The sequence below is a fragment of the Rossellomorea yichunensis genome (genome assembly GCF_032337515.1).
GTDB lineage: Bacteria > Bacillota > Bacilli > Bacillales > Bacillaceae_B > Rossellomorea > Rossellomorea yichunensis.
The window spans coordinates 1-20,061 of record NZ_JAVYAD010000016.1; the positions used below are offsets into that span (position 1 = coordinate 1).

Sequence of the window (20,061 nt, forward strand, 5' to 3'; positions counted from 1 at the left end):
TGAATAGCTCTTTAAAAATAAATCTAGAATTAACGTTGACGTATTGTCTTGTTTTGTTCAGTTTTCAAGGTTCAATATAACATTGGGCTCTCTTGAGCACCTCTTAAATATAACATTTTTCGTCATAGAGCGTCAAGCTTTATTTGAAATTTGTTTTTCACGTCGTTTTGGCGACAAGGAATATAATAGCATCTTCTACTATAAAGAGTCAATAGTATTTTTCACCTTTTACAATTTTATTTCAGAAGAATGGATTTTCTGTTGCTTCCATTCTTCTGAAAGGAAAGAAACAGTACCTTTCCTATACTAAGGAACAGATACTATCTTCACATTTGTTACTCGGACAATTGTATATATTTGAATGCTCTTTTAGGATAGATGCCGTCAATGAAAGCTATATCCCATAAGAACGCATGCTTCTTTTTCCCAAAGCACCCTGTAATAATCATCCCCAGCTCTGCTTTTTCATGGGAAATGCTTTTTGTGAAATACGAATAATGAGAATGTAAGTCCAGGAGAACGATGCCATCATCGTTAACCTTGGTCACTTCGAATACTCCATAAGTGGTTTCACCGAACTCTTCCATCCTTTTATCCAAACACTCTATTTCTTTCATACAATCCCAGTCAGGGAGATGCAACCCCGGATAATTTTTTAAGAATAGCTCTGAGAATAGGGATTCATATTTCTTTAAGATCTGAGTAGCTTCGAAAATGTAGGAATCTACTACTTCCATAAACGTTGTATCGTTTCTTTTGTCGAGCCACCGGACAAACTTTTTCAGCTGCAGGAGGAATTGTTCTGTGTAGTTTTTCTTGGGGACGACTTTCATGGTATGAGGGAGATATGCAAAGATCAGTTCTTCCCAAAAGGATGGTGGACACTCTTTCCAGGAGCGGGGACACTCATCTTCTAAATGATCCGTCATATAGTGGGAAAATGCGGTGAGGAATTCATTGCGTTTTTTATTGGCCATTTGTTCACGTTTATAATCTATGAGGTCAATTCCGTAGTACTCTATTAAACCACGAGACCTCAGATTGAATTCTCTGCCAATCTTGAATTTTTCAAGCATTTCGAGGTGCTCGTCCGGATGGTTGAATTCCTGTAACCATACTCTAATGTGAGGACTGTCTTGGATTAGTCTACTTTTCACTATAAAACCACCAGCTTTCTAGATTTTTTGGTTGAATTGGAAAATGAACAGGAAGGGAGGAGGGGGGGTATCCATATTATACCAAACGCTACTGGTTAAGAAAAGTGTTATTACCTTTATATTTGTAAAATTTATTGGACGAACCAATAAAGGGATTTCAGAACGTTAATAGAAGACTATTAGAGAACAAGTCTGTGATGAAGGGGGAAGTTAAAAATGAACGAAGTCACTCATGCCATTCAAGATGATTACCCAAATGAGTTTGCGTGGTGTTATGGCTGCGGCCGACTCAATAAGGAAGGCCATCATTTTCGTACTGGATTTGAAGATGGTCATACGATTACAATGTATACACCTAAACCGGAACACACTGCCTTGCCAGGATTCGTCTATGGAGGGTTGATTGCTTCCTTAATCGATTGCCACGGCACTGGTTCAGCCGCGATTGCTCTTCATAGAAAAAACGGTGAAGTGATTGGTAGTGGTCAAGAGCCTCCACGTTTTGTCACTGCTTCATTACAAGTTGACTTTATGAAACCCACACCTCACCACGTTCCGTTAAAAGCGGTGGGCACAGTTCATGAAGTTCATCCTAAGAAATTCAGAGTGGAAACAGAAGTGTTTGCAGAAGGAAAACTGTGTGCACGGGGTGAAGTAATAGCGGTAGTGATGCCAAAAACGTTTTTAAGTGAATAGGGGAAGAACAGCAAGTGCCTTTCCTTAATCCTGAACGGAAGGGCACTACAAATATACAAGATTAAACTAACTTTAGCCGATCTTGTTTCCCCATTTATGATACTTATCATGGCATCGACCGTACCTTCACCACCATCAGCCATTGGGATGATGACTGTTTCAATGAAGGATTAATCTGATGAATCACCCTCCGTATTGCTTCAGCCGCTGCGATACTTGTCATGGAACCTTTAAAGGAATCGAGTTCAATGACAATTTTCATTGTTCTTCCCCCTGTTCTCTTCCTATGTAAAAAAGCAGCCAAGGTCCAAGTAAGAAAAAATCCCACCTGATGCTTCGACTGCCTTTCTTCTTGCTATAGTATGGTTATAGGATCCACATCTGGATGACGGTCAATCCCACCACTCCCGGAATACCTAATATTCCAGAAATAGATGAGGTTGCCAGATTAATAGGAACGTGGATTCCGTACTGACTGCCAAAGGCGTTCAGGAAAAATAAAAAGAGTGCTCCGATCATGACCTTCATGGCAACTTGTCCCACAAACCGAAGTGGCTTGATGGGTGTGCCGGTGGCCAATAGAAGTACAATCAGTCCGCTGATCACTGCAATGACGATAACTGGGCTCATACCCTTCTCTCCTCTCAACATAGAACATAAATAGTCTCTTATTGAAAGGATATGAGGGTTGTCTACCTTTTTATGACGATCTTTCTATGTTTTGCTTCTCTAAAGAGAAAAAAATATTTAGCTTCTGCTATTTTCGAATGACAGTGGATGTTCAGATTATAATCAACACTCATCTCATCGATGGAACGTTGCTGATTCCAATGATCCTTGGTTTCGTCTAAAACGTGAAGTAAGGATTGGTCATACTCTTTTTTCAGCTTTCCTTTTTTCCGGAAAAACATAGGTATCCTCTCCTTCGTTAAACGTCCCTTCTTCCCTCAAGGGCTTTCGATAACGTTACTTCATCTGCATACTCAAGATCTCCACCGACAGGAAGCCCATGAGCAATTCTTGTGATTCGGATACCTGATGGTTTGACTAGACGTGAGATGTACATCGCTGTCGCTTCCCCTTCTATGTTCGGGTTGGTCGCGAGGATGACTTCCTGGACCTCGTCACCGTGAAGACGCTTTATCAGATCCGGAACATTGATGTCCTCGGGTCCAATCCCGTCCATTGGAGAGATGGCGCCGTGGAGCACATGGTATTGTCCGTTATATTCTTTCATCTTCTCCATCGCAATGACATCCTTGGGGTCTTGAACTACACAGATGATGCTGCGGTCCCGTCTTTGATCCTCACAAATATAGCATGGATCCTGGTCTGTAATATGGCCGCAGACAGAACAGTAACTTAAATTACGTTTTGCATTGACCAATGCTTTCGCAAAATCCAATACAGTATCTTCTTTCATGCTAAGAACAAAAAAAGCCAGTCGGGCCGCAGTTTTCGGCCCTATTCCCGGCAGTTTCATAAAGCTGTCGATCAGCTTCGATATAGGCTCAGGATAATGCATCGTATTGCCTCCTAGAACATTCCCGGTAGGTTCATTCCTTTAGTGAATTGACCCATAGTTGAGTTCGTTAATTCGTCTGCTTTCTTCAGTGCATCGTTTGTCGCTGCAAGGACTAAATCTTGTAGCATTTCTACATCATCCGGATCCACAGCTTCTTCGTTGATCTTTACATCAATAACTTGTTTGTGACCGGAAACGATAACAGTCACCATTCCGCCGCCAGCTGTTCCTTCGATTTGCTTTTCCCCTAATTCTTCTTGAGCTTCCGCCATTTTCTTTTGCATCTTTTGCATTTGCTTCATCATATTTTGCATATTACCATTTCCACGCATCATATTATTACCTCCAGTTAATTTTTCTAGATTATTCGTTTAATTCTATTAAATCCATACCGACAAGCTTTTCAGCTTCCTTCAAGAGTGAGTCTTCACCTTGATCCTCGCCTGATGAATCTCCATCTTCTGTTTTCGAGTTTCTGATAAAGTCTTCTCTTATGGACATCCACTGATCTTCAGGAATTCCAATCGCTGCATAGCTGTTTCCTGTAAGCTCTTCCAGTATGGAAGCAATCGCTGAAGTGAAAGCTTGATTCTCCATTGCCATCTGACAATGAATATCGTATTTAAATTTTAACACAAATGAGCCGTTTGTAGCTGCTACAGGTTCAGCATCATTTAACAATGCTGATTGTGAGCGCATTTGACGCTGATTCAATGTTTCGACCATATCTCCCCAGCGGCTCTTGATCAGATTGAGATCTTCTTTCGTCGCGGTCCGGAGTACTTCCTGAATTTTTCCGGTAGGAGCCCGGAAGCCTTTCTTTGCCCTGATCGGTTTTTTCGCCGGTTGTGAAGCCGGCTCCGCTTGAACCTTGACTCCATTCGCCTTCAGCTGTTCAATCTCTTTTTCAAGAATTTTGATTTTTTTCATCATCTCGCTCACTTCCGGAGAAGAAGCAGATGCAGGTGCTTCCATTTGACAAAGCTTCACAATGGAAACCTCCAGGTAGATCCGGGCATGATTCGTGAACTTCATTTCCTGACCCGCCTGATTCAAGACATCGATATATTGGTAAATCTGCTGAGGCTGAGTTTGACCGGCGAGTTCTTTAAAATCATCGTCGAGCATGACTCTTTCCAGTGATTCTTCGAGATTTGGAGCCGTCTGGTATAACAGCATATCCCTGAAATAAAGAATAAAGTCCTCTGCGAACCTCGCCGGGTCCTTCCCTTGGAATAGCAATTCTTCCAGGGCACCTAATCCACTTGTGACATCTCTTTCCAAAATCGCTTTCGCCAATGTATTTAAGTATCCTTGAGAAACAGCCCCTGTTACAGTCAACGCATCGTCTACGGTTACCCTGTCCTGGCTAAAGGAGATGGCCTGATCAAGAAGGCTAAGGGCATCACGCATCCCGCCTTCAGCAGCCCGTGCAATAATCGTAAGGGCTTTTTCTTCAAAGTTCACACCTGATTCTGTGGCAATATGACTCATCCGACCCACAATATCCCTGGCTGTGATCCGTTTGAAGTCAAATCGCTGACAACGTGAGATGATTGTAAGGGGAATCTTGTGAGGCTCTGTAGTCGCAAGGATAAAGATGACGTGCTTAGGTGGTTCCTCTAACGTTTTCAGTAACGCATTAAAGGCTCCGATAGACAGCATATGAACTTCATCTATGATGTAGACTTTATACTCGACTACGTTAGGAGAATATTTGACTTTATCCCGGATGTCCCGGATCTCTTCCACTCCGTTATTGGAAGCAGCATCGATTTCGATGACATCGGGAATCGAACCATCAGTAATCCCTTTGCAGGCATCACACTCATTACAAGGTTCCGCTATCGGAGACCGCTCACAGTTAACTGCTTTCGCCAAGATCTTCGCTGCACTCGTTTTCCCTGTTCCCCTTGGCCCCGAGAATAAATAAGCATGTGAAATCTTCTGATGAAGGAGGGCATTTTGCAACGTTTTCGTTACATGCTGCTGTCCAACTACATCAATAAATGACTGAGGACGCCACACACGATATAAAGCTTGATATGCCAAAATACTCCCCCCTCTTGTTTATGTACTATAGTATCTATTATAACGTAATCTAAAACCCTTTTACAAAGAAAACCGGAGATCAATTTAGGTTAACCCTCAAACCTTTATACAAACAAAAAACTCACCCAATGAAGGATGAGTTGTTGTATATAAATTAAACTGCCGTGCACCTTTCGTCGACAAGCATCCATAGGCGTTACTCAAGCAGTTAGCTCGGCCCAGGCAACCCTGCGGCACATGGGAGCTTCCACTTAATGCTGCTTCCTTCCGGACCTGACATGGTTCATGGATTCCCATTGCGCAGGACCCAGGCGTCAACACCACTTACTTGAGGCAGCCCTACAGAGTGCCAGCCTCGGAAAGGAATTCGGTCTCGCTAGAGCGGATTGCGAGTACAGGGCACCGCTACCTCCCCACCTAGCACGGCAAAATTGATACCATATTTAGTTGCGTCATAAGTGCGACGCAAGATTAAGTATACTAGGATTTACGGTAAAAAGCAATGATGGAATACTGTAAGTTATTTACAGACCGGAAGTCCTGTTCTTCTTCTCGAACTTCTTCCGCTCTCGTAAGTCTTTAAAAAAACGGGAAAGGATTCCACCGCACTCTTCTGAAAGTACTCCAGGCACCACTTCACATTGATGATTAAATCGATCATCTTCCAGTAGATTCATTAATGTTCCCGCACAACCCGCTTTAGGATCCATTGCTCCATATATAACTTTCTCTATTCTCGAAAGGATGATAGCTCCACTGCACATCGGACACGGTTCAAGAGTGACATAAAGCTCCGCCCCCTCAAGCCTCCATGTGCCAAGCCTCTCACATGCCTCTTGGATGGCTAGTGTCTCGGCATGAGTGATGGCATTTTGACTCGTTTCTCTCAGATTATGAGCACGGGCGATGATTTCATCCCCCATTACAATGACCGCTCCGATCGGAACTTCCTGTAACGCTGCCGCTTTTTCTGCTTCCTTTAATGCTTCCATCATAAATCGTTCTTCTCTTATACCCATTATATACTCCCGCAAATTTATTTCTCTTTTCTTTATAAAATATCCCCATTCACTCCAAACTATAAGAGAAAGGGGCATTCAATATGATACCTAACGAAACAGCACTTCTTATTATCGACATTATGAATCCGTTCGACTTTGAGCATGGAAATATATTAGCTCGCCATACCCGCAAAATTGTTGAACCTATAAACACTTTACGTCACTATTGTACCAAACATCAGCATCCTGTCATTTATATTAACGACCATTATGAGTTATGGAAAGCAGATTACAAAGAGATTTACCAGAAATGTCATAATGATGTGAGTGATAGTATAATGACTCCGCTCCAGCCGACGGATAAAGATTTTTTTCTTATTAAACCAAAGCATTCCGCTTTTTACGGCACCGCGTTAAATACGCTTTTGCACCATTTGTCTGTAAAAAACCTTATCATCACGGGTATCGCCGGGAACATCTGTGTACTTTTTACAGCAAACGATGCCTATATGAGAGAGTTTAACCTTATTGTGCCCAATAACGCTATTGCATCTGTCAGTGATGAAGACAATCACTATGCGTTGACGATGATGAAAAATGTATTAAAAGCAAAGATAAATTCCACCTATGAGATAGTATAATATTTGTTCCGCAAAACATATCGCGGCCTTCCATTTCATAAGTTGATTATAGTGAATGAAATATAGGAGGGTCTGTGTATGCAAATTCATGTTGTCCAACCGAACCAATCGTTATTTGGTATCGCACAAGCGTATGGATCAACAGTTAAGGATATTGTAGATGCCAATGAACTGCCTAACCCTGATAACCTGGTGGTCGGCCAATCACTGGTCATCCCTATTATAGGAAGCTTTTATTTTGTTCAACCTGGAGACAGCCTTTGGGCGATCAGTCAGAAAACTGGAGTCCCCTATCAGGAATTGGCAAGAGTGAATGGAATTTCTCCCAATCAGCCTTTACAGGTGGGGTTGCGTTTATACGTTCCACAGAAGCCCAAAGGCAATGGGGAGTTTAACGCATATGTAGAGCCCTACGGAAAAGAAGTCGCCCAAAACCTTGAAGATAGCGCCAAGGAAGCAGCACCATATCTTACGTATCTTGCTCCCTTCAGTTTTCAAGCGAAACGTGATGGCTCACTTCAAGAACCACCTCTCGGAAATCTGATTCAAACAGGGAAAGACAATAATAATGTCATGATGATGGCCATCACCAACCAAGAGGAAGGAACTTTCAGCGATGAACTGGGACGTATCCTGTTAACCGACCAGGCGATCCAGGATAAGTTCCTTAATAATGTTGTACAAACAGCTAAAAAATACGGGTTCAGAGACATTCACTTCGACTTTGAATATTTGCGTCCACAGGACAAAGAAGCCTACAACCAATTTTTACGAAAAGCAAAACAGCGTTTTAATCAAGAAGGGTGGCTGCTTTCAACCGCCCTGGCTCCTAAGACAAGTGCCGACCAAAAAGGCAAATGGTATGAAGCCCATGATTATAAGGCTCACGGTGAAATTGTCGACTTTGTCGTAATCATGACCTATGAGTGGGGATATAGTGGAGGTCCCGCCATGGCCGTTTCCCCTATCGGACCTGTTCGTGAAGTACTTGAATACGCCATTTCAGAAATGCCTCCATCAAAGATTCTCATGGGGCAAAATTTATATGGGTATGACTGGACCCTCCCATTTGTACAGGGGAGTACAGCAAAAGCCATCAGTCCTCAACAGGCAATCAAGATAGCCGCGGATAACAACGTACCGATTCAGTATGATCAAAAAGCACAAGCCCCTTTCTTTAAATACCGTGACGGGAGTACAGGTAAGGATCATGAAGTGTGGTTCGAAGACGCACGGAGCATCCAGGCAAAATTCGACCTCATGAAAGAGCTGAAACTAAGAGGAATGAGCTACTGGAAACTGGGTCTTCCCTTCCCGCAAAACTGGCTGTTACTTTCTGACAATTTCAATGTCGTAAAAAGATAATAAATAGTAGCTGATGGATAGGTAAATCTATAAACACCTATCCATCAGCTTTTTATTTGTGTTTCCATAAAGAATTGACCGGTGACAGTCGATATAGTGAACGTAGCGTATTTTCCGAACCCGGGAAATAACCTGAACAAACCATCCATATATTGTGTTACAATAATTCCTGTCGTAATTTTTTAGTTTTACATTTTTATAAGAGAAAAAGATTGCCGTAATATGAGGAGGACAATTAATGGGGCGCATTCCTTTCATTACCGTTGAAGGCCCGATTGGAATAGGAAAAACCTCTCTGGCAAAAGCGATTTCAGAGCATTTTCATTTTCACTTACTGAAAGAAATCGTGGATGAAAACCCGTTCTTAGACAAATTTTATGATGACATTGAAGAATGGAGCTTTCAAACAGAGATGTTTTTCTTATGCAATCGTTATAAACAGCTAGAGGATATTGAAAAACACTACCTATCTCAAAACAAATCTGTTGTAGCAGATTATCATATTCTTAAAAACATCATCTTTGCTAAACGCACATTGAAAGATGAACAACAGTTCAAAAAGTATCTTAATATCTATGACATTCTAACCTCGGACATGCCGAGGCCAAATGTCGTGATTTATTTGAACGCAAGTCTCGATACGCTATTAAAGCGCATTGAAAAAAGAGGAAGAGACTTCGAAAAGAAAATCAGCCCTCTTTACCTTAAGCAGCTATCACTGGACTATGAAGAATATATGAATACATTTGAAAAAACTCACCCTGACATTCCTGTTCTTCGCTACAATGGCGACCACGTAGACTTCGTTCAAAATAAAGAGGACCTGGAACACATTATTACACAGTTAGAGACTACACTTAAAAAAGGAGTTCACTATCATGAATCTTCGCACTAAATACGGGATCCCGAACAATGCCGTGATCACCATCGCCGGAACAGTCGGTGTCGGGAAATCCACTATGACAAACGGCTTGGCCACGGCACTCGGCTTCCGGACGTCATTTGAAAAAGTTGATACCAATCCGTATCTTGATAAATTTTATCAGGACTTTAAAAGCTGGAGCTTCCATCTTCAAGTATACTTCTTGGCGGAACGCTTCAAAGAACAAAAGAAAATCTTTGAATACGGCGGCGGCTTCATTCAAGATCGTTCCATCTATGAAGATACAGGCATCTTCGCCCGCATGCATTATGAAAAAGGGAATATGAGCGAGATCGATTATGAAACGTATACAAGTCTTTTCGATGCCATGGTCATGACACCATACTTCCCTCACCCTGATCTTCTGATTTACCTTGAAGGATCCATTGATAATGTCGTTGATCGCATCCGTGAGCGCGGCCGCCCAATGGAACAACAGACACCTGTTGCCTATTGGGAAGAAATGCACGAGCGATATGAAAACTGGATCAACTCCTTTAACGCTTGTCCCGTACTGAGACTCGACATCAGCGAATACGACCTGGTGAACGATCAAAACTCAATCGAACCAATCGTCGAACGAATCGGGTATTTCATTGAACAGACGAGAATGTTGAAAAGTTAAGAATACAGAAATGACTACTCTGACCAATGCGGCAAGGGTAGTCTTTTTTATATATAAAACTTTGCTGTTTTTTAATAAGAAAGTGCTCCGCTCCAGGTGCTCGCTTTCCGCGGGGCGTGAGTTGAGCCTCCTCGGCTTCGCCTGCGGGGTCTCAACTTTCCCGCTATTCCCGCAGGAGTCGAGCACCTTCCTCTCCAATCAACTTCTAGGCATCTATTATTAAAAAAGATAAATAAGAAACAAGGATTTAGCAAATAAAATCATTTAAGGTAAGTAGTGGTTGATTTGTTTATCATGAATTAAATTTTTATTGGGTTGTACTTTGACACCCTATCTTTGTAGCTCTGTCACGAAATCTCTTAAAGATGGTGAGGGGAACTGCGTAGACTCCGGCGGGTATCGGGCGTGCCGAGACCCCGTTCGGCTAAGCTGAGGAGGCTCGGCCGTTCGTCCGCGGAAAGCGAAGCGGTTCCCCTCACCATCCAGCACACACTAATTAACAGAGCCCGGGCAGACGATATGTTAATAAACAACAATCTGAAGACCATCCACCCGTTTATTTCCATTCAGAAAGAGGTATATGTAATAACAAGCAATCACAAGGAGATGAAAGAATCATGGAATCAAAACAAACGTATTTCGTGGATATCAGCAGTGGGGACATCTTGCAGGACCCGAATCAAAATGCCAGTCCAAGCTTTCGCATATTTGCTACCCCGACAGAAGTAAACGAACTGAAAATGCTGTTCAATGATAACTATGATGATGACATGTCTACTATGAGACGGGCTCAGGTTCCGTTTCGCCAATATCACAATTCACCTGAAGACAGTCAATATGATCAATCCATGAGGGATATCTATTCGAAGATTTATTTGCTTGGAGATGAGGAAGCACGACTTCACATCACTAAGATAGGCGTACTGGAACATACATCGGACGACCATTTAAGAGAAGACATTAAAAACCTTAAGTAAATCGGACTAAGCCAATCGACATATCCATAAAATAAAAAAATTCGTTACATAAAATGTAACGAATTCTATCTCCAATGTTTATGCGCTATGGTTATAAAAAAATCAATGGAGGAGGAAGGGGGATTCGAACCCCCGCGGGCTGTTACACCCCTGTCGGTTTTCAAGACCGATCCCTTCAGCCGGACTTGGGTATTCCTCCGTATCGACAAGAATTATAATAACATGGTGTACAAATGGAGTCAAGCATATTTCTAAAAAAAATTAAAAGGTGCCTCACGCTGAATTCGCGGGGCACCTTTTCAATGTCGTCCTGCTGGCTGATATTATTTAATGACTTCCGCTCCACCCATATACGGACGAAGAGCTTCCGGAACGATGACAGATCCATCTTCTTGCTGGTAGTTTTCCAAGATGGCTGCAACAGTACGTCCGATTGCTAAACCAGATCCATTCAGCGTATGCACATGTTCAGGTTTTCCCTTAGCTTCTCTTCTGAAACGTATGTTCGCTCGTCTTGCCTGGAAGCCTTCAAAGTTACTGCAAGAAGAAATCTCACGGTAAGTTCCGTAACTTGGAATCCAGACTTCAATGTCATATTTCTTGGCAGCCGTGAAGCCTAAATCCGCAGTACACATAGATAACACACGGTATGGCAAGCCCAGTAACTGAAGGACTTTCTCAGCATGTCCAGTCAGCTTCTCAAGCTCATCATAAGAGTCTTCAGGTTTCACAAAGCGAACAAGCTCTACTTTGTTGAATTGGTGCTGACGGATCAGACCACGTGTATCGCGGCCTGCAGATCCAGCTTCAGAACGGAAGTTAGCACTGTACGCCACATAGCTTACGGGTAATTCTTCACCATTCATGATCTCATCACGGTGATAGTTCGTTACAGGCACTTCTGCTGTAGGTACCAGGAAATAATCCTCGCTCTCGATTCTGAACGCATCTTCTTCAAACTTAGGAAGTTGACCTGTTCCTGTCATACTCGCTCTATTCACCAGGAATGGAGGGATCATTTCTGTATACCCATGCTCATCCATGTGAAGATCCATCATGAAGTTAATCAACGCTCTTTCAAGTCTTGCTCCTAACCCTTTATAGAAAACAAAACGGCTTCCGGTCACTTTGCCGGCACGTTCGAAATCCAGGATCCCAAGGCCTGTTGCAATGTCCCAGTGAGGCTGTGCCTCGAAATCAAACTCACGTATCTCTCCCCATTTGCGGGCCTCTACATTATCATCCTCCGTTTCACCAACCGGTACCGTTTCATGTGGAATGTTAGGAATGGAAAGCAGCATTCGCTCTAACTCCTCTTCCACTCCCCGTAATTCATCATCGAGCTTTTTAACCATGGCCCCAACTTCACGCATTTCAACGATCATGTCCTGAGCATCTTTTTTCTCTTTCTTCAGCTCTGCAATTTGCTGGGATACGTCATTACGCTTGCTCTTTAATTCTTCACTTTCTACAAGCAGCTCTCTTCTTCTCTTATCAAGCTCTTCAAATTTTCCGAAATCCTCCAGATTCTCACCACGGTGCTGAAGGCGTACTTTCACATCTTCCAGATTATTACGTAAGTACTTAATGTCTAACATGAGACTCTCTCCTTTTTTATAAAAAAATAAAAAACCCCCATCCCTGGTAAAAGGGACGGAGGTTTCCGCGTTGCCACCCTAATTGAAGACGCTAAGCATCTTCCTCTTAAGAGATGGTAACGGAATCACCGAAAATACCTACTTCATTCAGTACTTCACTCAAGGATGGATTCATAAAGCTCTTGCGTCGATTCTCACCGGCCATCGACTCTCTTAAGCAAGCCTTCTTTACTACTATTTCCTGTCAACGATTTTGTTTTTTATTGGTTATTTCATAATCTACTACAATGTTTTCCATTTTGCAATAGAATTATGCGATTGTTTTTTCCATGCTTTCCTTCACCATCTTAACGAAGAAAGAAGTCAAGCGGTGATCATCCGTTAACTCAGGATGGAAAGAGCAACCGAGGAATTGTCCATGACGTGCAAGAACAATCCGTTCATTATGCTTAGCAAGGATTTCAACATCTTCTCCAGCTTCCACGATATGCGGAGCACGGATGAAGACGGCATTGAACCCTTCTCCAATGTGAGCAATCGAAAGATCCGCTTCAAAACTTTCTTTCTGCCGCCCAAAGGAATTACGTTCCACTGTTACGTCCATCACACCAAGATGAGGTTCGTCGTAGCCGACAATGTGCTTGGCTAAGAGAATCAACCCTGCACATGTTCCAAAGATCGGCTTTCCGGCTGCCGCAAATTGTCTTAACGGCTCCATAAAGCCATATCGATCGATCAGCCTTCTCATGGTGGTACTTTCCCCACCAGGCATGATCAGCCCTTGAATCTCTTCCAGCTGCTCCACACGCTTAATGACGACGGCCTTGGCACCAGAAGCTTCAATTGAACGAACATGCTCCCTGACCGCACCTTGAAGTCCTAATACACCGATGTTCAACATAGAATCACACCTTACCATCCACGATCTTGCATACGGTTTTCAGGTAAGATAGAAGAAATTTCTACTCCCTTCATTGCTACACCAAGCTCTTTAGATAGCTCTGCGATCAACTTGTAATCTTGATAGTGAGTTGTCGCTTCTACGATCGCTTTTGCGAATTTCTCAGGGTTTTCTGATTTGAAGATACCAGAACCTACGAATACTCCGTCAGCCCCTAATTCCATCATAAGAGCCGCATCAGCTGGTGTTGCAATTCCGCCTGCAGCAAAGTTTACAACAGGTAAACGTCCGTTTTCTTTAATTTCTAACAATAATTCATATGGAGCTCCCAAAAGTTTAGCTTCTGTCATGATTTCATCTTCGTTCATGCTTACAAGCTTGCGAACCTGGGCATTCACTTTACGCATATGACGAACCGCTTCAACGATGTTACCTGTTCCCGGCTCACCTTTTGTACGTAACATGGACGCACCTTCACCAATACGGCGGGCAGCTTCACCTAAATCACGGCAACCACATACGAATGGTACAGTGAAATCTCTTTTATTTAAATGGTACTCTTCATCAGCAGGCGTTAATACTTCACTCTCATCAAGATAATCAACACCCATTGATTCAAGTACTCTTGCCTCTACAATATGACCGATACGAGCTTTTGCCATTACAGGAATCGACACAGCCCCCATAACTTCTTCAATAATACGGGGATCTGCCATTCTTGCTACCCCACCTGCAGCACGGATGTCTGCTGGAACTCGTTCTAAAGCCATTACTGCCACTGCACCCGCAGCTTCAGCAACTTTTGCCTGCTCTGCATTAACAACGTCCATGATAACGCCGCCTTTTTGCATTTCAGCCATACCTCTTTTAACACGATCTGTACCAGTATTCATATCTATATCCCCCTTATATTTATCCCATGCCTGTCCCATTTCCATCCAAAAAAGGAAGAAAACGTGACTAAAACAATCGGAATGATTATGTAACCCTACTGCTAAATAAACAATAAAAACAAGCTTATGTCAAGACGAAAAGCGGAAGCGGCTTGGTCAGGCCCGACAAGCATAAGATGAATTGACCGGAAAGGCGCTCTTTGCCTTTTTGGTCGATTTAGCTTATGACCTCGAGGGCCTAGCCGCTGGAGCTGGACAAGACGAAAAGCGGAAGCGGCTTGGTCAGAGGCGACAAGCATTTCATGGAAATTTCTGAGACGCTCTAGCAAGATGCCTCATTATCACCCTGCCTATAAAAAAACACCAAGACTTGTCCTAACATAAAAGTCTTGGTGCTGATTTAATCATTTAACCTAAGGGCTTATTAGAACCAGCCTTTAACCGTTGATGTAACCGAGTTCCAGATGTCCCCGAAGAAACCTCCTACAGCTCTCATAGAAAGAACAAACCAGTTTGCTTTTTCAACACCATCCACAGCTACAACTGATGCTTTTGAGGCATTTGTCCCTTTGTCTGTAAGATAACCTAAATCTTTCTTATCCTTAGATTCCAACGTGACGTACCCAACTTTTTCACCTTTTTTCACAGGTGCTGTCAGTTCACTGTCATCGTTCAGCTTTTTCTTATCTAACACAAATTTCGGTTTGTATTGATCTTCTTCACCGTTCTTAATCACCATGCTTAGTGCGGAATCGGTTTTGATTTGAACTTCTTTTTCCTTACCTTTTTCAACTGGAAGTGTCTTTTGACCTTTCACTTGATAGTCAGCAGGGAGTACTTCCTCTATTGTATAATTGTTGAAAGCATAATCCATCATTTTTCTTGTTTCACTAAAGCGGGCATCATAGGAGTTTTCACCAGCTGGTACATCAACATCCATTACCACGGTAATAAATCTCATTCCGCCTCTTTCTGCTGTACCGGTGAAGTTAGCTCCTGCAAAATCTGTGGTACCGGTTTTCAAACCGTCCATTCCTTCATACTCACGGATCAACCCAGGTAACATCCAGTTCCAGTTGTCCATTTGAGTGGGGTCATCCGTTCCTTCTGCAAATACCTTCTTCGCAATACTGGATGTCTCGAGTACCTCCGGATAATCATGCAGCAAGCGATACGCAAGTGTTGCAACGTCCTTTGCAGACATCACATTTTCTTCTTCCGGACCACCTACCACCTTATCTACGTAAGGTGCCAAGTCTTTATTGTTTAAACCTGTAGAATTTACAAATTTATATTTTTCCAATCCAAGTTCTTTAGCCTTCGCATTCATCATTTTAACGAAGTTAGCTTCTGAGCCGGCAATTGTTTCTGTAATTGCTATTGTCGCTGCATTAGCTGAATAGATTGCCATTGCTTCATACAACTCTTTAATAGTATAAGTACCCTCTACTTCAAGGCTAACATTACTAAGACCAGTATTATGAGACATTTGCGAAAGATTCGCAGGTACCGTATACTTCTGGTCCCATTTCACTTTGCCTTCTTCAATAGCTTCCAATAACAGGTACTCTGTCATCATTTTCGTCATACTTGCAATGCCTTGAGCATTTTCTGAGTTCTTTTCATAAAGAATTTTACCCGTGCTTGCTTCTACTAAAATCGCAGCTTTTGCGTTAACGTCCAAGTCTCCCTGAGCATTTGCAGGTCTCCCTACGATACCCATTGCCATCATAAAAACCATCATACAAACAAAAGATTTTTGAATCCAACTTCTTTTCACTGTTAGCCCTCCAAGATTTTATGTACACCTTCGTTATTTTATCATAGTTCGAAAGGTAAGAATAGACAGAGAATATGACTAGTTTTGGCATGGGTCAAGGGACTTGCGACCTCTGATAATAGGCGGTAAATATCGCTTTAATCTAATTAAAAAAATGCTGATCAGTAGAATCTGATCAGCATTTGGAATTATTTTCTTATAATGAATAGTTTGGTGCTTCTTTCGTGATTTGCACATCATGAGGATGACTTTCACGAAGTCCGGCACCTGTCATTTTAATGAACTGCGCCTGCTCTCTTAATTCGTATAGATCCTTCGTTCCGCAGTATCCCATGCCTGAACGTAAGCCTCCGATTAACTGATACAGTGTATCAGCTAAAGGTCCTTTGTAAGGAATGCGTCCTTCGATTCCTTCTGGAACAAACTTTTTATTTTCTTCCTGGAAATAGCGGTCCTTCGATCCTTTTTCCATGGAGCTGACTGATCCCATACCTCTATATACTTTGAAACGACGTCCCTGGAAGATTTCCGTTTCGCCTGGGCTTTCAGATGTACCTGCAAGTAAGCTTCCTAACATAACGGCATGTCCACCTGCTGCTAATGCTTTTACGATATCACCTGAATACTTGATGCCGCCATCGGCAATGATGCTCTTTCCGTGCTTTCTTGCTTCTGTCGCACAATCATAAACAGCGGTAATTTGTGGAACGCCGACACCTGCGACAACACGAGTCGTACAGATTGAACCAGGTCCAATCCCCACTTTGACTACATCAGCACCAGCTTCAATCAATTCTCTTGTGGCATCTGCCGTTGCCACATTTCCTGCTACGATATTTAACGTTGGATAAGCATCGCGGATTTCACGAACAATAGAAAGAACTCCTGCTGAATGGCCGTGAGCTGTATCAATTACAATTACATCTACATGTGATTTCACTAAATGTTCAACACGAGTCATCGTATCTTTCGAGATACCGACAGCTGCTCCAACCAATAAGCGTCCTTGTTCGTCTTTGGCAGAGTTAGGGAACTCAATGACTTTTTCGATATCTTTAATCGTAATAAGTCCCTTAAGCGTTCCTTCTTGATCAATCAGAGGAAGCTTCTCAATTTTATACTGCTGAAGAATTTTTTCCGCTTCTTCTAGGGTAGTGCCAACAGGAGCTGTGACGAGGTTTTCCTTCGTCATGACATCCGAGATCTGAATGGAGTAGTCCTGGATGAAACGAAGGTCACGATTCGTTAGAATCCCTACCAGCTTTTGCTCTTGTTCGTTGTTCACAATCGGAACACCGGAAATTCTATATTTGCCCATCAAGTGTTCTGCAGAAAAGACTTGATGATCCGGAGTTAAAAAGAATGGGTCAGAGATAACTCCACTTTCGGAACGTTTTACCTTATCAACCTGCTCAGCCTGCTGTTCAATACTCATATTCTTGTGGATGATACCCAATCCACCTTGGCGAGCCATAGCTATCGCCATTTCAGCTTCTGTTACAGTATCCATTCCTGCACTGATCACAGGAACATTCAATTTTATTGAATCTGTTAACTCAACAGAGATATTTACATCCTTTGGCAATACCTCTGATTTGGCTGGTAATAATAGTACATCATCAAACGTTAAACCTTCTTTAGCAAATTTAGAATCCCACATGTTTTCGGCCTCCCTAGTCCCAAAATATTATTAGTAGGTTATCAATTGGTTAAAATACTGTCAAGAAGAATAGGATTAATTTAATTTTTCAGAATAATTAGAAGGTGATCATTTGAACGAAATACATCAACAATGGGACTTCATCCACTATTTTCAGTCTGCAGAATACTCCCAGAAGTTTCTAAAAAAATGCTATGAAAAATTGGGATCTTCTCAGGCCGAAATGAAAAGCTATGATAACTGTTATCCATTCATGTACTACTTGGAGCAAGGAGAACTTTATTACAGACAAGCCATGCAATCTCCTATATCACTCAAGCCTATTTTGCTTTTCTATGGATTTATTCACTTTATCAAAGCCATTGTCTTAACGGAGGATCCCCTATATCCGGAAACTACCACAGTCCTGGCCCATGGGATTACCTCCAGGAAAAGAAAAAAGCAGCAGTACCGCTTTTTACAAGATGAAGTAAAGGTACAGAAAAATGGACTGTTTTCACACTTCTCCAACCTCGTGTTTCACGTGAAACATATCGTGGGGGAAAAATACAAGATGGAAGATTTACTCATACAAATACCTGAACTTGAAGATGCATTTCACATTTTACTCAAAAAAAAGACCATGTTCTGGTTTACCCATCAACATGAGCTGATGATTGATGAGTCACTACTATCCCATTTTCATATGTCAGAAAGTTTGTTCAAACAATATCTGAATGAAAAGGTAACAGAGAATTTCACTTGGATTTCAGACAATACGCTACAATCACGACATGCTCGGGAGCAACTTCCCATTAGATGGCACTTGGACAAAAACCGATTAGCCCTGCCCGGCATTCGGAATGAAGCCACGACAATACCTGAGGTACTCATCCATTATGCTATATTATATAACCTGAGTATGATTGCCCGATACGAAACAGAATGGTGGGTGGAACTGTTAAAAAACCGAACCAATGAAGACTATCCCATCATCCATACGTTCATCAATGTCACAACAGATAAAGCACCGTATCTTTTGCTAAAATTACTTCAGGATAAAATGTAGGGGGAAGAGGAAGGATGACGTACTCCCTTTCCTCTTTCCCTATTCTGCTTGAAGTAATCTTTTAATATCGTCCTCAATTTTACGGGGATTTGTTTGTGGAGAATAACGATCAAATACCTCTCCATTTTTCCCGACTAAAAATTTCGTGAAGTTCCACTTAATGTTCGAAAGAAGGACACCCTTTTTCTCTATCGTTAAAAATGTGAAGAGAGGATGAGCTTCCTTCCCCTTCACATCGACTTTCGCAAACATCGGAAAAGATACCCCGTAGTTCACCTGACAAAACTCCATGATTTCATCCTGATCATCAAATTCCTGGTTCATGAACTGATCACATGGAAATCCAAGTACAACAAGTCCTTCATCCTTATACTCTTCATACAGGCCCTGCAGCTCCTCAAATTGAGGTGTAAAGCCACACTTACTGGCTGTGTTCACGATAAGCATCACTTTACCCTGGTACTCTTCTAGAGACGTTACAGATCCATTCGCTCTTTTTACGGTAAAATCATAAATTGTCGTCATGTTCATCTCTCCTTGTATATACTCTTATTTAAATAATACTTTAGAGAGTTGGTGGTTAGCAATTTTGAGCATGTGATGATGGAGGTTTGTGGTTGGTTGAGGTACAGTGGGTAGGTGAGTTGTTGATTGTCAGGCTGTCGGACTTCGGATATCATATAGAATTAATAAATTGAATAGTTGATAGAAAATAGGACTTAAATACAAATACTTCAGGATGATTTGGAGTAACATTGCATTTGCTGGCCATCAGGGAAGAATTCGAGGATATTGTGTCCCTCAAAATAAAGTTTTATATGTAATAAGCACTAATAAATGTTCCTATCTATCTAAAAATTTTTCTTTGTGTTAAAGAAGACTATTTTAGGGAGGTAGATATCAATATTTTCATAGAAATAGAGGCGGTCAAGCTTGAAGCAGCATGCTAATTGCGTCGTTTTGACCCTTTATTGCGTCGATTTTTCATTTTATGCGTCATTTTTTACTGTTTATGCGTCTATTACCAATTATCACCTAAATTCACATAACGATTTCCAATTGACTAAGATTAACTTTTCCCCAAGACACTGTTTTATGTTTGTAGTGAATTCCCCTTCCACAATAGTTCTCAAAAATAAAACCAAAAAAAAGCAGCCCCTAAGAGCTACTCTTTCTTCACATTTGCCTGGCGACGTCCTACTCTCACAGGGGGAGATCCC

At 42.0% G+C, this 20,061-nt stretch carries 22 protein-coding genes, 1 tRNA gene, 1 other RNA gene and 1 other annotated feature; of the genes, 7 read left to right on the forward strand and 17 right to left on the reverse strand.

The genetic code is table 11. The features are described from left to right. Positions 1-335: 335 nt before the first annotated feature. On the reverse strand, positions 336-1,157 hold the full coding sequence (locus tag RSX31_RS22980) for a hypothetical protein (RefSeq protein ID WP_315636105.1): 822 nt from the start codon (positions 1,155-1,157) through the stop codon (positions 336-338). Positions 1,158-1,373: 216 nt separating this feature from the next. On the opposite strand from RSX31_RS22980, the gene RSX31_RS22985 reads away from it, so the two are divergent. Then, the gene (locus RSX31_RS22985; RefSeq protein WP_148971423.1) at positions 1,374-1,853 is read left to right on the forward strand and encodes a PaaI family thioesterase; all 480 of its coding nucleotides are present in this window, start codon (positions 1,374-1,376) and stop codon (positions 1,851-1,853) included. Here RSX31_RS22985 and RSX31_RS23385 read toward each other — a convergent pair. The 9 genes from RSX31_RS23385 to tadA all read right to left on the reverse strand — a co-directional run bounded on the left by RSX31_RS23385 (position 1,745) and on the right by tadA (position 6,449). After that, the gene (locus RSX31_RS23385) at positions 1,745-1,996 is read right to left on the reverse strand and encodes a hypothetical protein (RefSeq protein WP_397548122.1); all 252 of its coding nucleotides are present in this window, start codon (positions 1,994-1,996) and stop codon (positions 1,745-1,747) included. The two genes, RSX31_RS22985 and RSX31_RS23385, sit on opposite strands and share 109 nt — an antisense overlap. After that, complete coding sequence (locus tag RSX31_RS22990) at positions 1,960-2,115, reverse strand: glycerate kinase (protein WP_148996638.1); 156 nt, start codon at positions 2,113-2,115, stop codon at positions 1,960-1,962. The genes RSX31_RS23385 and RSX31_RS22990 overlap by 37 nt, the downstream gene beginning before the upstream one ends. Before the next feature lie 104 nt (positions 2,116-2,219). Beyond that, the gene (locus tag RSX31_RS22995) at positions 2,220-2,483 is read right to left on the reverse strand and encodes a pro-sigmaK processing inhibitor BofA family protein (RefSeq protein WP_044340676.1); all 264 of its coding nucleotides are present in this window, start codon (positions 2,481-2,483) and stop codon (positions 2,220-2,222) included. A gap of 62 nt (positions 2,484-2,545) precedes the next feature. Then, positions 2,546-2,764: a YaaL family protein gene (locus RSX31_RS23000; protein ID WP_044340677.1), complete on the reverse strand. Its 219-nt coding sequence runs from the start codon at positions 2,762-2,764 to the stop codon at positions 2,546-2,548. Positions 2,765-2,781: 17 nt separating this feature from the next. Next, entirely contained in the window at positions 2,782-3,378 is a 597-nt protein-coding gene (gene recR, locus RSX31_RS23005) for a recombination mediator RecR (protein ID WP_044340678.1), read from the reverse strand. 11 nt (positions 3,379-3,389) lie between these two features. Then, positions 3,390-3,713, reverse strand: coding sequence for a YbaB/EbfC family nucleoid-associated protein (locus tag RSX31_RS23010; protein WP_172655813.1), 324 nt, complete (start codon positions 3,711-3,713; stop codon positions 3,390-3,392). 28 nt (positions 3,714-3,741) lie between these two features. Continuing rightward, positions 3,742-5,430, reverse strand: coding sequence for a DNA polymerase III subunit gamma/tau (gene dnaX, locus RSX31_RS23015; RefSeq protein WP_315636106.1), 1,689 nt, complete (start codon positions 5,428-5,430; stop codon positions 3,742-3,744). Positions 5,431-5,592: 162 nt separating this feature from the next. Further along, an RNA gene (gene ffs / locus RSX31_RS23020) (signal recognition particle sRNA large type) lies at positions 5,593-5,856 on the reverse strand. A 98-nt stretch (positions 5,857-5,954) separates the two neighbouring features. Then, positions 5,955-6,449, reverse strand: coding sequence for a tRNA adenosine(34) deaminase TadA (tadA, locus tag RSX31_RS23025; protein ID WP_187443742.1), 495 nt, complete (start codon positions 6,447-6,449; stop codon positions 5,955-5,957). Between the two features lie 83 nt (positions 6,450-6,532). On the opposite strand from tadA, the gene RSX31_RS23030 reads away from it, so the two are divergent. From RSX31_RS23030 to RSX31_RS23050, 5 genes are all read left to right on the forward strand, one after another. Further along, on the forward strand, positions 6,533-7,072 hold the full coding sequence (locus RSX31_RS23030) for an isochorismatase family cysteine hydrolase (RefSeq protein ID WP_148996636.1): 540 nt from the start codon (positions 6,533-6,535) through the stop codon (positions 7,070-7,072). 78 nt (positions 7,073-7,150) lie between these two features. Beyond that, on the forward strand, positions 7,151-8,437 hold the full coding sequence (locus tag RSX31_RS23035) for a glycoside hydrolase family 18 protein (RefSeq protein ID WP_315636107.1): 1,287 nt from the start codon (positions 7,151-7,153) through the stop codon (positions 8,435-8,437). 238 nt (positions 8,438-8,675) lie between these two features. Continuing rightward, entirely contained in the window at positions 8,676-9,332 is a 657-nt protein-coding gene (locus RSX31_RS23040; RefSeq protein WP_148971416.1) for a deoxynucleoside kinase, read from the forward strand. Further along, entirely contained in the window at positions 9,316-9,984 is a 669-nt protein-coding gene (locus RSX31_RS23045) for a deoxynucleoside kinase (protein ID WP_148996634.1), read from the forward strand. Before RSX31_RS23040 ends, RSX31_RS23045 begins: the two co-directional genes overlap by 17 nt. Positions 9,985-10,601: 617 nt before the next feature. After that, positions 10,602-10,961 carry a hydrolase gene (locus tag RSX31_RS23050; RefSeq protein ID WP_148971415.1) on the forward strand — a complete coding sequence of 120 codons (360 nt, stop codon included), beginning with the start codon at positions 10,602-10,604 and terminating at the stop codon, positions 10,959-10,961. A gap of 106 nt (positions 10,962-11,067) precedes the next feature. Here RSX31_RS23050 and RSX31_RS23055 read toward each other — a convergent pair. From RSX31_RS23055 to guaB, 6 genes are all read right to left on the reverse strand, one after another. Then, positions 11,068-11,160: transfer RNA gene (locus tag RSX31_RS23055), tRNA-Ser, on the reverse strand. Between the two features lie 124 nt (positions 11,161-11,284). Next, positions 11,285-12,559, reverse strand: a complete 1,275-nt coding sequence (gene serS, locus RSX31_RS23060) for a serine--tRNA ligase (protein ID WP_148996633.1) — start codon at positions 12,557-12,559, stop codon at positions 11,285-11,287. Positions 12,560-12,607: 48 nt separating this feature from the next. After that, positions 12,608-12,816, reverse strand: a binding site (T-box leader). Positions 12,817-12,869: 53 nt separating this feature from the next. Further along, positions 12,870-13,460, reverse strand: coding sequence for a pyridoxal 5'-phosphate synthase glutaminase subunit PdxT (pdxT, locus tag RSX31_RS23065; protein ID WP_148971413.1), 591 nt, complete (start codon positions 13,458-13,460; stop codon positions 12,870-12,872). Between the two features lie 11 nt (positions 13,461-13,471). Next, positions 13,472-14,353: a pyridoxal 5'-phosphate synthase lyase subunit PdxS gene (gene pdxS, locus RSX31_RS23070; RefSeq protein ID WP_148996631.1), complete on the reverse strand. Its 882-nt coding sequence runs from the start codon at positions 14,351-14,353 to the stop codon at positions 13,472-13,474. Positions 14,354-14,777: 424 nt separating this feature from the next. Beyond that, on the reverse strand, positions 14,778-16,133 hold the full coding sequence (locus tag RSX31_RS23075; RefSeq protein WP_315636108.1) for a D-alanyl-D-alanine carboxypeptidase family protein: 1,356 nt from the start codon (positions 16,131-16,133) through the stop codon (positions 14,778-14,780). Between the two features lie 196 nt (positions 16,134-16,329). Further along, positions 16,330-17,793 (reverse strand): IMP dehydrogenase, encoded by a 1,464-nt coding sequence (guaB, locus tag RSX31_RS23080; RefSeq protein ID WP_315636109.1) that lies wholly within the window; start codon positions 17,791-17,793, stop codon positions 16,330-16,332. A gap of 112 nt (positions 17,794-17,905) precedes the next feature. Between guaB and RSX31_RS23085 the strand changes: the two genes are divergently transcribed. Next, complete coding sequence (locus RSX31_RS23085) at positions 17,906-18,841, forward strand: YaaC family protein (RefSeq protein WP_315636110.1); 936 nt, start codon at positions 17,906-17,908, stop codon at positions 18,839-18,841. Between the two features lie 39 nt (positions 18,842-18,880). On the opposite strand, the gene RSX31_RS23090 is transcribed toward RSX31_RS23085, so the two are convergent. Next, positions 18,881-19,366, reverse strand: coding sequence for a glutathione peroxidase (locus RSX31_RS23090; protein WP_315636111.1), 486 nt, complete (start codon positions 19,364-19,366; stop codon positions 18,881-18,883). Positions 19,367-20,061 lie beyond the last annotated feature (695 nt).

What these genes read in the sequence shown, in the direction of transcription:
- RSX31_RS22985 (WP_148971423.1), top strand. Translation starts at nt 1,374, where the DNA reads ATGAACGAAGTCACTCATGCCATTCAAGATGATTACCCAAATGAGTTT.
- RSX31_RS23385 (WP_397548122.1), bottom strand. Translation starts at nt 1,996, where the DNA reads ATGGCTGATGGTGGTGAAGGTACGGTCGATGCCATGATAAGTATCATA.
- RSX31_RS22990 (WP_148996638.1), bottom strand. Translation starts at nt 2,115, where the DNA reads ATGAAAATTGTCATTGAACTCGATTCCTTTAAAGGTTCCATGACAAGT.
- RSX31_RS22995 (WP_044340676.1), bottom strand. Translation starts at nt 2,483, where the DNA reads ATGAGCCCAGTTATCGTCATTGCAGTGATCAGCGGACTGATTGTACTT.
- RSX31_RS23000 (WP_044340677.1), bottom strand. Translation starts at nt 2,764, where the DNA reads ATGTTTTTCCGGAAAAAAGGAAAGCTGAAAAAAGAGTATGACCAATCC.
- recR (WP_044340678.1), bottom strand. Translation starts at nt 3,378, where the DNA reads ATGCATTATCCTGAGCCTATATCGAAGCTGATCGACAGCTTTATGAAA.
- RSX31_RS23010 (WP_172655813.1), bottom strand. Translation starts at nt 3,713, where the DNA reads ATGATGCGTGGAAATGGTAATATGCAAAATATGATGAAGCAAATGCAA.
- tadA (WP_187443742.1), bottom strand. Translation starts at nt 6,449, where the DNA reads ATGGGTATAAGAGAAGAACGATTTATGATGGAAGCATTAAAGGAAGCA.
- RSX31_RS23030 (WP_148996636.1), top strand. Translation starts at nt 6,533, where the DNA reads ATGATACCTAACGAAACAGCACTTCTTATTATCGACATTATGAATCCG.
- RSX31_RS23035 (WP_315636107.1), top strand. Translation starts at nt 7,151, where the DNA reads ATGCAAATTCATGTTGTCCAACCGAACCAATCGTTATTTGGTATCGCA.
- RSX31_RS23040 (WP_148971416.1), top strand. Translation starts at nt 8,676, where the DNA reads ATGGGGCGCATTCCTTTCATTACCGTTGAAGGCCCGATTGGAATAGGA.
- RSX31_RS23045 (WP_148996634.1), top strand. Translation starts at nt 9,316, where the DNA reads ATGAATCTTCGCACTAAATACGGGATCCCGAACAATGCCGTGATCACC.
- RSX31_RS23050 (WP_148971415.1), top strand. Translation starts at nt 10,602, where the DNA reads ATGGAATCAAAACAAACGTATTTCGTGGATATCAGCAGTGGGGACATC.
- serS (WP_148996633.1), bottom strand. Translation starts at nt 12,559, where the DNA reads ATGTTAGACATTAAGTACTTACGTAATAATCTGGAAGATGTGAAAGTA.
- pdxT (WP_148971413.1), bottom strand. Translation starts at nt 13,460, where the DNA reads ATGTTGAACATCGGTGTATTAGGACTTCAAGGTGCGGTCAGGGAGCAT.
- pdxS (WP_148996631.1), bottom strand. Translation starts at nt 14,353, where the DNA reads ATGAATACTGGTACAGATCGTGTTAAAAGAGGTATGGCTGAAATGCAA.
- guaB (WP_315636109.1), bottom strand. Translation starts at nt 17,793, where the DNA reads ATGTGGGATTCTAAATTTGCTAAAGAAGGTTTAACGTTTGATGATGTA.
- RSX31_RS23090 (WP_315636111.1), bottom strand. Translation starts at nt 19,366, where the DNA reads ATGACGACAATTTATGATTTTACCGTAAAAAGAGCGAATGGATCTGTA.